The sequence below is a fragment of the Trichocoleus sp. FACHB-591 genome, assembly GCF_014695845.1.
Lineage (GTDB): Bacteria > Cyanobacteriota > Cyanobacteriia > FACHB-46 > FACHB-46 > Trichocoleus.
This window is the reverse complement of sequence record NZ_JACJPA010000078.1, coordinates 153917-169175: the sequence shown is the minus strand read 5'-3', so window position 1 is coordinate 169175 and position 15259 is coordinate 153917. Positions and strand designations below refer to the sequence as shown.

Sequence of the window (15259 nt, the reverse complement as noted above, 5' to 3'; positions counted from 1 at the left end):
TTAATCATGACTAGTTTTAACGATTACATAGAATCCCGCCAATCTCAAATTAAGCGCAGACAACGGATGGTTGCGCTTGTATCAGCAGCATGCTTCATGGGTTCCACTGTTTTTGCAATTGCCAACTTTATCACTAAAGATCTGCAACAACTCAGCCAACAACCTTCAACCTCTCAAGAATCTATAAATTCTCAGTTAGAACTTCAAGAGAATGGATATGAGCTTGTTCTACAACGAGAACCCCAAAATCAAGTTGCTCTAGATGGTTTAGTACAAGTTCGCTTACAAATGAAGGACTTTCAAGGAACGAAAAAACCCTTAGAACGACTCATAGAACTGAATCCTGCAAGACTAGAGTACCAAGCCTTATTGAAGCAAGTTGAGCACAAAATAGGCGATCGCAACTAATGATCAAAATTGTTGAGTTCATAAAGTATTTTTAAGGTGAAAAGCTAAGGATAGAAATTCTATTTTTGCTAGCAAAAAGCATGAGTTTTAACAAAACTTAGCTTTGTGTTTCACAAATAAAATTTTTGTTTCCAGTTACTTGAAGAATCAAAACCTCACCTTTGTATTTGTAGCCTACTGAAAAAACTATGAATAACATGAACAATAATGAAATGATGCTTAATTCTGAATTAGATCGTCTAATTCCTCCAGAAGTAAAAGATGATGATTTTTATGAAGCTATTCAAAATTTAGCAAAAGAAGCAAGTATCAAAACTGTTTTGGAAATTGGCTCATCATCAGGGGGAGGAAGTACCGAGGCATTTGTAAAAGGGTTACGCCATAACCCTAGTCACCCAATTCTATTTTGCATAGAAATATCAAAACCACGATTTCTAGAGCTTCAAAGCGCATACAGTAGCGAAGGATTTGTCAAATGCTATAATGCTTCCTCCGTTCCGGCAGAAAGCTTTCCAAGTGCCAGCGAAGTTGTTGACTTCTATACAACTATTAAAACTAATTTAAATCTTTATCCTAATGTTATAGATCAAGTTTTACTATGGCTGAATCAAGATTTAGAATATGTTAAAAAATTTGGTATTGAGCAAAGAGGAATCAAGAAAATAAAGAAAGAAAATAATATAGATTTTTTCGATCTCGTTCTTATTGATGGCTCTGACTTTACAGGTGAGGCAGAACTCCAAGAAGTCTATGGAGCAAAGTTTATTTTATTGGATGATGTTAAGGCATTTAAGAATTTCAATAATTATAAGAAATTGATATTGGACGAGAAATATACGCTAATTTCTCAGAACCTTAAACTTCGTAATGGGTATGCAATCTTTAAAAGAATTAGTGATGTGGATCAAACCGGGCTCAAGGAGGAACAGGCAGAACAGTATCTTGCTAAACGTTTGGTAAATCTTGGCATGACTGTCTTTGATATTGGTGCTAATGTAGGTGACTATTCATTACTACTCAGTGAGTTAGTAGGCCATAGCGGAAAAGTTTATGCTTTTGAACCAACATCTAATACTTTTCAAAAATTACAGCAGAGAGTTAGCCAGCATTCTCTTGAAAATATAACTATCCTCAAAACAGCTGTCTTCTGTAGAAATACGTCCATCGAACTCAATGAGTTTCCAGAAGAGTATTCAGCATGGAATAGTATTGGCAAGCCTTCCATGCTGAATCCAAAGAATGGAATTGATTATGTACCTATTGTTGCAACTGAAATGGTTGAGGCTATTACTCTTGATTCCTTTTGTCAAAAGCAAAGTATTGAGAAGATTGATTATTTGAAAGTTGATGTGGAAGGTGCTGAGAGTAATGTGTTTCAAGGAGCCCAAGACCTTCTTCGAAAGCAAGCAATTCATTTCATTCAGTTTGAAATTTCTCAAAAAATGCTGGAGGGTTTGAATAGAACAGCAGAAGGTACTTTTCAAATACTAATTCAAAATGGTTATGAATGTCATCGTATTACACCTTTGGGAGAAATTGGAGAACAGGTTAATAATTCAACTTCATTTTATGAAAACTATCTTGCATTCCCCAGTCTTCCAATTCACTTTTTCACTATTGTTTTAAATGGTGACCCTTTTATTAAATATCATATCGATATCTTTAATCAACTACCCTTTGAATGGCACTGGCATATTGTTGAAGGAGTTGCTGATCTTAAGAATGACACAGCTTGGAGTGTGAGACTAGGGGGTCATATTACTGAGGAAATTCATCAGAACGGTCTAAGTAAGGATGGTACAACAAAATACTTAGATGAGTTAGCAGAGCTATATCCAGATCGGGTGACCATTTACCGCAAGCCCGAAAGAACCTTCTGGGATGGCAAACTAGAAATGGTAAATGCACCTCTAGCAAACATTGATGAAGAGTGTCTACTTTGGCAAATAGATGTTGATGAGCTATGGACTGTGGAGCAGATTCACGCAGCTCGTCGCTTATTTATTCAAACTCCTAATAAGACGGCGGCTTTTTATTGGTGCTACTACTTTGTAGGAGAGCAGTTATTAATTAGTTCACGTTACTGTTATGCTCAAAATCCACAGCAAGAGTGGCTAAGAACTTGGCGCTATCAGCCAGGGTGCTACTGGGCAGCTCATGAGCCACCTATTTTGGTACAACCTAATGGCGATGGATGGAAAGATGTTGCTTCAATTAATCCTTTTTTACATCAGGAAACTGAAGCTAAAGGATTGGTTTTTCAACACTTCGCATATGTAACGCTAGAGCAATTGGAATTTAAAGAAAAATATTACGGTTATGTCGATGCTTGTACGCAATGGCAGTCTCTACAAGCTGAAACCCGTTTTCCATTGCTTCTACGCGATTACTTTGCTTGGGTGCATGATGAGACAGTGATTACTACTGCCGAATCTCTCGGAATTGTACCAATCGCTCAAAAGGAAAAAACTACAAATGCTTGGAAGTTTTTAAGCCTGGAAGACTTACAACAGCAGGTGGCTTCATTGAGTCGGCCCCAACCCACTATCGTGATTGATGGTGTATTTTTTCAGCTATACAAAACTGGCATTGCTCGGGTTTGGCGATCCCTTTTAGAAGAATGGGTGAACACCGGCTTTGCCAAACATCTGCTGGTATTGGACCGAGCTAGAACGGCTCCAGATATTCCTGGAGTGCGATATCGATTGATTCCTCCTTACGACTACAACCATACAGAGAACGATCGCCAACTATTACAACAAATTTGTGATGAGGAAGGTGCTGATCTATTGATCTCTACATACTACACTACTCCTGTTTCGACTCCCTCTGTCTTAATGGTTTATGACATGATTCCTGAGGTTGTTGGGGCAGATCTTACTCAACCTATGTGGCGTGAAAAGCACAACAGCATTAATTATGCTTCTGCATACATTGCGATTTCACAAAATACAGCTCACGACTTAGTTAAATTTTTTCCTAAGGTTAATTCAGCTGCAATTACAGTGGCGCACAGTGGTGTTGCTCCTTCCTTCGCTCCTGCAAACTCTGAGGCTATTAACGCTTTCAAGTACAGATATGGCATCTTTAAACCTTACTTTTTGCTCTCCGGAGCTAGAGGAAGTTACAAAAATGCTGCCGTTTTCTTTCAAGCATTTTCTCAGCTTGTTAGCAAGTTAGGGTTTGACATTGTTTGCACAGGTGTTGCTACATCTTTGGAGGCTGAATTTAGACTGTATGCTGCGGGCAGCACAGTTCATATGCTGCATTTGGAAGACGATGAGTTGTCACTTGCCTACGCTGGAGCGATCGCTTTAGTTTATCCCTCCATATATGAAGGATTTGGATTACCTATTGTTGAGGCTATGGCTTGTGGCTGCCCAGTCATTGCTTGTCCTAATGCTTCAATTCCAGAGGTTGCTGGTCCAGCAGCTGTGTATGTGCAACCTGGTGATGTTAGCGGTTTAACAAGTGCACTGTGTGAAATTCAAAAGCCAGAGGTTCGCCAGTCCTTAATTCAGGCTGGTCTAGAGCAGGCCAAGCAGTTTTCTTGGCAAAAAATGGCTCAACAGGTAAGTGAGGCTCTAATTAATGCTACGCTAGCATCTCTTAACCTAAGCATTATTAATCTCATAGTCTTTCCGGATTGGAATCAATCAGAAGAAGTTTTTTGTACAGAGTTAGCGGATTTAATTCGAGCGATCGCAACTCATCCTGATAGAAATCGCATGACCTTGTTGATCTACAGCAATAACATTTCAACTGAGGATGCTAACCTAGCACTTTCGAGCATTACGATGAATTTGCTGCTCGAAGAAGAACTTGAGGTTGATGATGGACCTGAAATTTCATTGATTTCTGACTTAAGTAGTAGCCAGTGGCAAGTACTCCTTAGTCGCACTCAAAGCCGTGTCACTCTACCACATGAAGATCACGAATCGATCGATACAGTCAGTGCTAGACAACTACCTATTTTAGAAGTTCAACAGTTACTAACTCTTTCGACCAGCTAACTGACTACAAAGACAGAAATTAGGATCGGTTTAGAGTGTGAGAGGTATTCAATCTTCAGGCTTCTCTCGTACTCTGATAGTTTTTTTATTTTGTGTCTAAGTAGTTCGCCCACATTTGCAGATACGCATTCTCCATATTGCGTGTAAATTGTTTAGCATTCCATAAGGGAGATGTTTGTCGGGAGGCACGCATTTTCCAAGCAACTTGTTGTCTTAAAGCTGGATCTTGACCGAAACGAACTCCCCACTCCACGTACTCCTCAGCAGTGGAAGCGATACCCTCTGTGACACCGATATTCATCAGCATCGCGTAACTGTTACGGCTGACGAATTGTTCTCCCACTCGTGTCACTAACGGAATTCCCATCCATAGTGTTTCTAATGTAGTTGTAGCTCCGTTGTAGGGAAAGGTGTCTAACACAACATCAGCGATGCCTAAATTAGCTCGGTGAACTGCCTCTGATGGAACTCCCGGCAAAAACTTCAACCGATCGCTGCTGATTCCTTCCGCTTCCGCAAGCTGAATAAACGCTTCTTTCATCATCTCTTCATTCGTCAAACCCTTCAGCAAAAAATAACTATTAGGCACTTCCTTCAAAATTTTCATTTGAAGCTGTGCCAAATCTGGGTGTCGTTTATGCCCCTTCTGAGCGCTCAAATAAACCACTGCATCACTTGGAATGTCTAGGTGATCACGTCTTAGGGTTGGCACCCCAATCTCAAAGCCATCTACAGCGATATAAGTTTCAGGTAAGCGCCAGATTTTCTCTGTATAGTAGTTCTGTGCAGATACTGGCAAAACATGGGGATCGGCGATATAGTAATCGACAGCTGGAATTCCGGAAGCATCCCAACCAAGCCATGTTGCCTGAATTGGTGCTGGCTTTAAAGCCATAACTTCACAAGTAGTATCTAGCGTAATACTATCGAGATCTATCAAAATATCAATTTGATCTCGATAAATCTCGTCGGCAATTTTCAATCCGTCCATATCCAAAAATTTAGCCTGCTCAGTATTATTCACAAACCAGTAGTTTGTAAATGTTTCTTCCTGGGGTTGATTTACAAAGTAGGTATGGATCTGAAAGCGCTTATGATCGTGATGTTGAAATAACCAACGGGCTAGCCACCCAACGGAGTGCTGTCTTAAAAAGCCAGAAACGTAACCAATTTTCAATGGTTTAGTAGATGCAGTCGCAATCTGCAGAACTGTTGAATGATGCTGCTGATAGTGCTCTGCCTGTCCCTTTGAGTAGTTGTGAATGCTAGCTTGGCAAACCGCAGTAATGTGATTGAAAAAGTAACGATTAATTTCTGGCTCATCTTCCATGTAAGGCAGGAAGAAGGTCGATGTAAACATTGACAATGCTGCACCACGATCTAGATCAGTAGGATTTTGTGCAATCAGCGCTCGCAATAAATTCTTATGATGCTGCATCGCCTCATCGGCTTCCTCCCAGGCACCACCAGAGATCGTCAGTGATTTTAGTAACAGGAAGTTGCCATAGACTTTCCCAGGCAGTGTTTGAGCAATGCCGTAATATCGTTTGGCAACTTCAATACCTTTTTCATAGTCACCAGCTTTATAGTAAAACGCAGATAAATGTCCTAAAGCTCCCAAATGATTTGAGTTAAGATTCAGACACAGCTCTGCCAAATAGATGGCTACTCCAACTTTTCCTAAAGAATAAGCAATTTTGATTGCTGGAATGATTAATGTTCGAATCCCCGCTTCTATATCCTCCATATATGGTAGGCAAGCTTTCGCAAACTCCAAAGCTGCTGGGTGTAAGGGATCATTTTCTAGAACATTTTGCAAAACACTCATCAATAAGGGGGAACTAACGCCTTGAGTGTTACCCCTTTGCAGTAATGTATTTAAGTTTAAGGGGTCGAGATCATCTCCAGAAAGTATTTCGAGTTGAGCAGATACTTGTAGAATCCTTAGAAGATTGTTGATATCTGTGGGCAAGATTTCTCGGAGGTGGTGCCGAATTGCTAAAGCGATCGAATAGCTTTCTTGAGAAGATAAACTCTCCTGCCGTTCTGCTTCTGACTGCAACACTTCAACCAATTCAGCACTACATATTTGTAATTGCTCTTCATCTACATCTGCCAGTGCTAAAAACCAAGTAGTTTGCGCTTCAGCTTCTTGCCCTTGCAAAAGTAGTACTAAACCTAAATACCAGTAGTTCCGTTTAATGCTGGGGGTAACTTCAATCGCTTGCTCGTAGAGGTTGGCAGCCTTGCTATGTTGTCCTTGTGCTAAACACTGGTCAGCTTGCTGCTGTAGCTTATGTAAGTTGTCGGCACTAAACTCAGAAGTCATAGCCTAGCTCAATATATTGTTAGTTGTTGCATCTTAGATGGCAGCAAATCTTAAAAAGATAGGGTGGACAATGCTTGCCCACCCCAATATTAGAAATATTTCAAACTGGACAGCTAGCTTAATATTCTAGACTGCCAATGCTATAAGCTTACTTAGCGTCTACCACTTTACCGGTATCGGTGCATCCCTTATCGACGCTAACACTAACGGGGGTAAGGTTGGCAGCGATTGGGTTTCCAGCAACAGCCTTGGTTTCACATAGGATCGCTAGGGTGGTTGCTTCGCTAGTCGCGATCACAGTGCCCAACTCTACCCGACCTGCATACTGTCTTAGAGGTGCCTTTAGAGAGCTGCCTCGGTTGATCACAGCAGTGGAGATGCCGACTGTTTCTTTCGCATCAGTTGTATAGGTGTAGTTAGTAGTTTGGGTTTGAATACCAAGACCTAGGTTCTCAACAGTGCTGCCGAAGGTAGAGTTTTCGAGGTAGTAAGCTTGTTGGGCACGGTTCATGGAACCCACGTTTTGCTTCGCTTCGGATTGCTTCGCTTTGTTAGCCTGGTTCAGGAAGGAAGGCAATGCGATCGCAGACAAAATACCGATAATGATGATAACAACGAGAAGCTCAATTAGGGTGAAGCCCTGTTCTTGCTTTTTCTGAGTCAAGTGCTGAAGGAATTTGGCTTGAAATTCGGTCTTCATTAAAGTTTCTCCTTGAGGTGCGGGGTGCTTGGTTTCTAACTCCTGAATGTAATTTACCCACTTCAATAGGCTTTCATATCACCTGCCGAGGAAAACTTTTGCATGCAGTTTTCCTCGGTAACATCACTGTGCCACTTCTGCCAAAATGTATAGATAGATCTCTAAGTCACTTAGAAGTTGCTTGACTTCCTCAAGAGCTGTTTGCTCACTAACGGGTTCTAAGGTGACGGGGTTGACTAGCTTTACCATCTGCCACCGCCTCACCAGAGACATAAAAGACTGACTCTCCTCCCAAAGAGGTAGTAGGCAAGCAGCGATTTGGCTGTCTACTACGACAGGGGTTTTGGCTGGTTCCGGAATAAACTGACTAATTTCGAAAGGCTGACGGGCAGCGATGCAGTTAATCAGCTTTTCTTTGACTGTTGGCGATTTTAATTGAGGATGTAACTGAACTTGGGCACGCTGCCACTCTGCCAGCTCCCAGTCAGAAGCAGAGCTAAAGCTTGTTGTCTCATTAGGGTGAGTACACCAAAAGTCTAATAATCGATTAACCGGTTGTAAAAGCTCAAATAGATGGAGACGCTCTTCTACAGAGATCTCTGGTAAGCTCATCGCTAGGAAAGAAGGTAAATCATTAGGGTCTTGAAAGAGATCCATGATTTCCCATTGTCGCCACTTCACCATACTGACAAATTCCAGATTGGCAGCCTTGAGGGCGGCAAAGAGTTCTTTAACTGTATAGCCCTTGTCACCCTGGAGTAGCAAATTTGCCCGTACTCGCTCTACATCAGTCTCGAAGTCGGGCTTCCAAGCCACTAACTTTAAATAAACATCCGATTTGAGCGATCGCATAATCTCTCGGACTATTTCGATCTCTAATTCTTCAGGTGGGCCATCCATTAAACCCATCATTCTAAAGATCTTTTGAGCTCTGAAATAGAATTCTCGCTGTAGAGAGCTATGCAGGTTCGCTCGAATAATACCATCAGGTTTGAGTACTGCCTTCATAGCTTGAAGACCAGTCACGGGGTCAGGAAGCAAGTACAAAACTTCATCGCAGTTGATGTAATCAAACTGGAGGTTTAGACTAGGAAGTTCTTCCGCAGTCAAAGTATAAAATTCAGAGTTATCAAACCCGTGATAGCGCAATCGCTGACGGGCTAATTCCACAGACTTCTCGGAAATGTCCATACCCACAATTTTGGCTCCTGGATTAGCTTCTGCCAAAATTAATGAGGTATAGCCACTACCACAACCTACATCTAGAATTACTTTATCTTTAGTGTCAATAATCTTGTGGTCTTTTAAGTAAAATGCAGTTGTCAAGTTATGAAAATAAAGAAGATTAGTGCTCTCCTTAGGAGAATTCTCTAATGGGATTGTTGGGTAGGGAGCCATTTCAAATTGCTGACGAATCTTCTCAATTTCAGATGCTTGATTATTCATGTGAAGTCTTCCTTGAAACTCTAAATGATGTACTTCAGGTGAGGCATATTAGTTATTCATTTCCATTGTTCCCAGTTTACTTGCGTTACTCTTGCAATCACTAGGGAATTCTAATGTTTGGTTTGTATGGATCACTAGTATGAGCCGCCCTGTTTCCGTTTCTATGCCTCAGCCTTGGATATCCTTCTGCATAATTGTTAAGAACGAACAGCAGAACCTGCCCCGTTGTTTAAGCAGTGTGCGATCGCATGTAGACGAGATGATTGTGGTCGATACGGGTTCGGACGACAATACAATCGAGATTGCTCAGCAGTATGGAGCTCAGGTTAAGTCGTTTGAATGGTGTGATGATTTTGCTGCTGCCCGAAATTTTGCGATCGCTCAAGCTTCTGGAAACTGGATTTTAACGCTGGATGCTGATGAAGAGCTACTTGTTAAATCAGAGGCTTGGCGCGAGCAATTAATGAATAGTAGTGCCGAATCTCTTGCTTATTGGATTCCCTTACTCGATGCTCATCAACCAATAACCGCCTTGCCAACGATAAGGCTCTTCCGAAATTTGGCTGAACTACAGTATTCTGGGCGCTATCACGAACAAATCACTTATCAAAACCAATATATCCCCACCAACTTTATCCAGAGCCTAAGTTGTCTCGAAATTCGGCACTACGGCTATAGCGATGCCTTACTTCTACACAAAAATTTGACTCGAAATATTCCCCTGCTGGAAAGACTTCGCCAGCAGGGGCCTCTCAGCTTACTACTACTTTTAACTTTAGGTAATGCTTACTTAAGAACTGAGCAAATAGATAAAGCTAGAAACTGCTGGTCAGAAGCTTTTGAGCGTCTTTCTCCCCATTTACTGCTAGGCGAGTTACCGAGTGAGACGGTACGCTTGCCAGCCTTGCTGTTCATTTTGGGTCTCGACCTTCTCCACGAGCAACAAGATTATGAAACAGCCATGCTGGTTTGTCGTCGTGGGTTGGAATGGTTTCCTGATTACCCTCCGCTCAATCATCTGACTGGCTCGCTTATGCAAGAGTTGGGCTTTCCGCTGGCCGCCGCTACTTACTTTGAGCAATGTCTTGCAATGGGTCGTCAAGGTCGCTATTTTCAGCGAGAACCTTTCGATCTCAACTTTTTAACTGTTTGGCCTGCTTGCGACCTGGGTTATAGCTATATGGCACTCAAGCGTTTCCCAGAGTCAGTACAAGCTTTTGAATTAGCGCTCTCCTTTCAATCAGATTACGAACCAGCGCAAGCAGGATTAGAAAGCGCCAAGCAGCAGTTGTATCAGATTCGGCTTTAAACTCATTTTCACATTGTTTTCGTTCAACCTAAACATCATCTAGCCCTTAGTCCAACCGATGAATGTTTCCAGACTAGCTAATGAAGCCCAAGATCTTTTATCTCAAGCGCAATATAACCAGGCGATCGCGCTACTCAATCAGGCACTCCAGCAACTTCATGACCACCCTGAGCTATATAACCTACTGGCTAGCGCTTATGTGCAGCAGGACCAGTTGCCTGAGGCGATCGCATGCTATCACAAAGCCTTAGAACTAAATCCACTATCACCTGAAACTCATAAAAATCTTGGTAACGCATGGCTCAAGCAACGTGATTTTGTAAATGCGATCGCTTGTTACCAAAAAGCTATAGAACTAGATCCAGACTACGCAACTGCTTATTACAACTTAGGTTTAATTTTTCAACGACAAAACCAGCTTGAAGGTGCGATCGCTCATTATCGACGTGCCATTGAGCTTAATCCAACCGATGCAGCAGCGCATAACAATCTAGGCTTAGCTCTTCAAAGCAACAATCAGCCGGAAGCTGCGATCGCCTGCTACACAAAGCTTTTAACTATAGAATCTGATAACAGCATTACTTACTACAACTTAGGATATATTTCTCAGGCGCAAGGCAAGCTAGAAGCAGCACGTTATTACTATCAAAAAGCGCTTAATCTAAATTCCTGTGATATCACAACACTTAATAACTTAGGCTTCATCTTAAATGAGCTAGGCCAGTATGAAGAAGCCATTTCAGTTCTTCAGCAGGCTTTACAACTAAACCCTGACTATACAAATGCTCTAACGAACTTAGGAATTGCCTATATCCAACTTGGTAAACTGGAAGAAGGGGTGCTTGTACTTCAGAAAAGTTTAACCCTTGATTCTAGCCAGGTTGAAGCTTATGTCAACTTGGGGATCGCATACGAAAGGCAAGATCATTTTGAAGAAGCAATTACCTTTCAGCAGCAAGCGTTGGCATTAAATCCTAACCATGCCTCTGCTCACAACAATTTAGGAGTTGCCCTTGAGCAACAGGGGGAATTTTCTGAGGCACTCGTCTGTTATGAGCAGGCGATTCAATTAGAGCCTAAACGTGCTAGTCAACATTGGAACCGAAGTCTACTGTTGTTGAGAACAGGTCATTTAGAAGTCGGTTTTGCAGAGTTTGAGGCTCGTTGGCAAATGAAGGCGATCGCGCCTCGTTCCTTTCCTCAACCTTTGTGGGATGGTACCAACCTTGAAGGTCGCAGTATTCTCCTCCACTCCGAAGGAGGTTTCGGTGATACGTTGCAATTTGTCCGCTATGCGCCCTTAGTTGCTGAGCGCGGCGGTTCTGTTAAGATCGTCTGCCCTCAACCCTTAGTTCGTCTGCTCAGCAGTTTACCAAATATTGAGCAAGTAGTTTCTTGGGAATCAGGTTTGCCTGATTTTGATGTTCATGCACCTCTACTTAGCCTTCCGCACCTGTTTGGTACCTCGCTAGGTAATATTCCTGCCAATATTCCTTATTTGTCCCCTCCTGAGATTTTTCCTTTTACTTTGCAATCAACTGCCAATACGTCTCTTAAAGTAGGACTGACTTGGGGAGGAAATCCTGAATATGGACGCGATCGCAGTCGCTCTTGTTCGCTAGACCAATTTCTACCACTGCTTGAGATTGTTAAGATTGCTTTTTACAGCCTACAGAAGGGGCCGAAAGCGACTGAACTAATTGAGTTTCCTAGGGAAATAGCTATACAGAACTTGGGCGATCGCATTCACGACTTTAGTGATACAGCGGCTGCAATAGCACAGTTGGATCTCGTTATTACAACCGATACATCAGTAGCTCATCTGGCCGGTGCCTTAGGATGTCCAGTTTGGGTTTTACTCAACTTTGTACCTGACTGGCGCTGGTTCACTGATAGCGATCGCAGCCCCTGGTATCCAAGTATGCGGTTGTTCCGCCAAACAACACTGGGTAATTGGTCAGACGTATTCGTGCGAGTCAATCAAGCTCTACAAGATTTTGTCAAGAAATAACTACGCTATACTGAGTTATGTGTAGTCGTTATGAGTTTGTCTAGACCCTATGACAAATCCAACTGTTGAAAATTTGGTCATTATTGGCTCTGGCCCTGCGGGATATACGGCTGCTATTTATGCTGCAAGAGCGAATCTGAAGCCGTTTGTGTTTGAAGGCTTCCAGGCAGGGGGGCTACCAGGTGGGCAGTTGATGACAACCACTGAGGTGGAAAACTTCCCTGGCTTTCCGGAAGGCATTACAGGACCGCAGTTGATGGACCGGATGAAGGCCCAATCTGTGCGTTGGGGAGCGGAATTGGTGACTGAGGACGTAGTATCGGTTGATTTCAGCCAGCGTCCTTTTGTGGTGCGCTCTGAAGAGCGGGAAGTGAAGGCGCACAGTATTGTAATTGCCACAGGTGCGACAGCGAAACGGTTGGGATTACCTTGCGAACATCAGTTTTGGAGCCGTGGTATTTCTGCTTGTGCCATCTGCGATGGAGCAACGCCAATTTTCCGGTCGGCAGAGTTGGCTGTTGTGGGTGGTGGTGATTCGGCGGCAGAAGAGGCTGTGTATTTGACCAAGTATGGGTCGCATGTGCATTTATTAGTACGCGGTGAAAAGATGCGTGCTAGTAAGGCTATGCAAGATCGCGTGCTGAAAAATTCCAAGATTACGGTTCACTGGAACACGGATATTCTGGATGTGTTTGGCGAAGAAAACCACATGAAAGGGGTGCACCTACGCAACAAAAAGACAGGTGAAGCCAGTGAACTGCATGTGCGTGGTTTGTTCTACGCGATCGGTCATACCCCAAATACGTCTTTGTTTAAGGGGCAGCTAGAACTTGATGATATTGGTTACGTTGTGACGAAGCCTGGTTCTGTAGAAACGAGCATTGAAGGTGTGTTTGCGGCGGGTGATGTCCAGGATCATGAGTATCGACAAGCGATCACGGCAGCGGGCACGGGTTGTATGGCAGCTATGCTGGCGGAGCGTTGGCTATCGACTCAGGGCTTGGTGCAAGAATTTCACCAAACAGAAGCATCGGAAAAACCGGAAGCTGAGCAAGCTACTAAAAAGTCGGAAGCTGAGCAAGAGTCTGAATTTAGCGTGGATGCAACTCGGCACGAAGGGGGGTATGCGCTACGGAAGCTTTACCACGAGAGCGATCGCCTAATTGTTGTAAAATACGCTTCCCCTAATTGTGGACCTTGCCACACCTTGAAACCCATCTTGAACAAACTGGTGGATGAGTTTGAGGAAAAAATCCACTTTGTCGAGATTGATGTGGAGCAAGACCCAGATATTGCTGAGGCAGCGGGCGTCATGGGTACGCCAACGATTCAGTTCTTTAAGGACAAGGAGAAGGTTGCTGAGCTGAAGGGCGTGAAACAGAAGAGCGAATATCGCCAATTGATTAGCAGCAATCTGTAGTAGCAACTTCTAACTAATCCGGATCAGCAAGAGGGAACTGAGCTTGGTAGATTAGATCAGCCTATCGCGATCGCTGGCTTCACTAATTTTATGGCCTCTACTAAGCTCTGGTTACCTCGTTTCCGATTTGCCGAACGACCCAGCCTTTCTATGCGAATGATGGGGGTTGGGCTTGTAATTACGATTCTCTTTATTCTGGTGGCGCTGCTTTCGCCTATGTTTCAGGCTTGGGGCTGGCTCCAGAATCCCACAGACTCTTTAATTAACCCGATTCACGAACCGCCTGGCCTGAGTCATTGGTTTGGCACGACTCGCCAAGGCTATGATGTTTTTTCTCGAACCTTATTTGGCAGTCAAGCGGCATTGCAAGTGGTGATCTTAGCGACTGCTTTGAGCTTAGTCATAGGAGTGCCGCTAGGTCTAGTAAGCGGATATCTAGGCGGTAGGCTCGATCGCATCCTGCTGTTTTTAATGGATACGATCTATACGCTGCCAGGGCTTTTGCTTTCAGTAACGTTGGCGTTTGCGGTGGGACGAGGGGTTCTCAATGCGGCGATCGCTCTGAGTATTTCTTATGTGCCGCAATACTATCGGGTGGTGCGAAACCATACGGTTTCTGTGAAAACGGAATTATTTATTGAAGCGGCTCAAGCAATGGGCGCTTCCACTTGGACAGTGCTCTCGCGTTATTTGTTGCTAAATGTGATTCAAAGTGTGCCAGTGCTATTTACGCTGAATGCGGCAGACGCAATCTTAACCCTAGGCGGTTTGGGGTTTTTGGGGTTAGGACTGCCCGAAGAGGTGCCAGAGTGGGGGCATGACTTGCGCCAAGCTTTAGACGCGCTGCCTACCGGAATTTGGTGGACTGCTTTTTTCCCTGGCATGGCAATGACTTTAATGGTGGTGGGGTTGTCTTTGCTAGGAGAAGGGTTGAATGAGTTTGTCAACCCGTTACTACGGCGAGAAAACTGGAACCGGAAAGCGGCTGAGTAAGCGCGTATTGATTAACTAGTCAGCTCGCTGAATATGCCAGATGCCACTCAAGACTTCATTGTTTATAACCGCTATTTGCTTCACGCTGGTTGCAGCGGTGAGTGGTAGTTTGCGAGCAAACTCTGGTCCACTCTGGCGTTCGTCTGGTGTTGCAGCGAGTGTTGCGACTGGCTCTGGTCCTGCTGCTCAGGCTGAGGTATCTAGCGATCGCTCCCTGAATCGCGCTGCTCATTCTGATGAATCTGTTCAGGAGACCCTCAATCAAAAATTCTCGGTCGAGAACTCACGAGTAAGAATGCAGCAAATCGACGCAGCTTTGACGAGTTTTCGGCAACTAACAGAAACTAGTCAGAAAAACTTGGGACAAGCAGAGGTTGCTGGGGTTGGCAATACCGATTGGGAAACTCAGAATTTAGGCTTTCACAATTGGGTGGGTGCGGTAGAAGGAACTATTCTGAAGCAGAATGCTCGGATTGCTCAATTAGAACTAGAGCTGGCGCAGCAGCAACACGCTGATAAGAAGATTACCAAAGTCGAACTGACGCAGAAAGCTGTGAATGCTCAAAAAGCGGCACAAGAGTTTGATCAATTCTGGAAGTCCTTTAGCATTGCTGACTAGGGACGCTGTAC

Annotated in this window: 10 protein-coding genes; 7 read left to right on the top strand and 3 right to left on the bottom strand. The window is 43.6% G+C overall.

Annotation, left to right across the window (positions count from 1 at the left end; genetic code table 11):
• Positions 1-96: 96 nt before the first annotated feature.
• Positions 97-408 carry a hypothetical protein gene (locus tag H6F90_RS14225; RefSeq protein WP_199295916.1) on the top strand — a complete coding sequence of 104 codons (312 nt, stop codon included), beginning with the start codon at positions 97-99 and terminating at the stop codon, positions 406-408.
• Positions 409-596: 188 nt separating this feature from the next.
• Positions 597-4421 carry an FkbM family methyltransferase gene (locus H6F90_RS14220; RefSeq protein ID WP_199295915.1) on the top strand — a complete coding sequence of 1275 codons (3825 nt, stop codon included), beginning with the start codon at positions 597-599 and terminating at the stop codon, positions 4419-4421.
• Between the two features lie 85 nt (positions 4422-4506).
• Here H6F90_RS14220 and H6F90_RS14215 read toward each other — a convergent pair whose 3' ends face one another.
• The 3 genes from H6F90_RS14215 to H6F90_RS14205 all read right to left on the bottom strand — a co-directional run bounded on the left by H6F90_RS14215 (position 4507) and on the right by H6F90_RS14205 (position 8896).
• Entirely contained in the window at positions 4507-6585 is a 2079-nt protein-coding gene (locus H6F90_RS14215; RefSeq protein WP_242024471.1) for an O-linked N-acetylglucosamine transferase, SPINDLY family protein, read from the bottom strand.
• 313 nt (positions 6586-6898) lie between these two features.
• On the bottom strand, positions 6899-7450 hold the full coding sequence (locus H6F90_RS14210) for a type IV pilin-like G/H family protein (protein ID WP_190553078.1): 552 nt from the start codon (positions 7448-7450) through the stop codon (positions 6899-6901).
• A 123-nt stretch (positions 7451-7573) separates the two neighbouring features.
• On the bottom strand, positions 7574-8896 hold the full coding sequence (locus tag H6F90_RS14205) for a class I SAM-dependent methyltransferase (RefSeq protein ID WP_190553077.1): 1323 nt from the start codon (positions 8894-8896) through the stop codon (positions 7574-7576).
• Between the two features lie 139 nt (positions 8897-9035).
• On the opposite strand from H6F90_RS14205, the gene H6F90_RS14200 reads away from it, so the two are divergent.
• The 5 genes from H6F90_RS14200 (at position 9036) to H6F90_RS14180 (ending at position 15248) form a co-directional block, all read left to right on the top strand.
• Positions 9036-10205 carry a glycosyltransferase family 2 protein gene (locus tag H6F90_RS14200; RefSeq protein WP_190553076.1) on the top strand — a complete coding sequence of 390 codons (1170 nt, stop codon included), beginning with the start codon at positions 9036-9038 and terminating at the stop codon, positions 10203-10205.
• 58 nt (positions 10206-10263) lie between these two features.
• Positions 10264-12216 (top strand): tetratricopeptide repeat protein, encoded by a 1953-nt coding sequence (locus H6F90_RS14195; protein ID WP_190553075.1) that lies wholly within the window; start codon positions 10264-10266, stop codon positions 12214-12216.
• A gap of 49 nt (positions 12217-12265) precedes the next feature.
• Entirely contained in the window at positions 12266-13636 is a 1371-nt protein-coding gene (trxB, locus tag H6F90_RS14190) for a thioredoxin-disulfide reductase (RefSeq protein ID WP_190553074.1), read from the top strand.
• A 90-nt stretch (positions 13637-13726) separates the two neighbouring features.
• On the top strand, positions 13727-14629 hold the full coding sequence (locus tag H6F90_RS14185) for an ABC transporter permease (RefSeq protein ID WP_190553073.1): 903 nt from the start codon (positions 13727-13729) through the stop codon (positions 14627-14629).
• A gap of 40 nt (positions 14630-14669) precedes the next feature.
• Positions 14670-15248 (top strand): hypothetical protein, encoded by a 579-nt coding sequence (locus H6F90_RS14180; protein WP_190553072.1) that lies wholly within the window; start codon positions 14670-14672, stop codon positions 15246-15248.
• Positions 15249-15259: the final 11 nt, after the last annotated feature.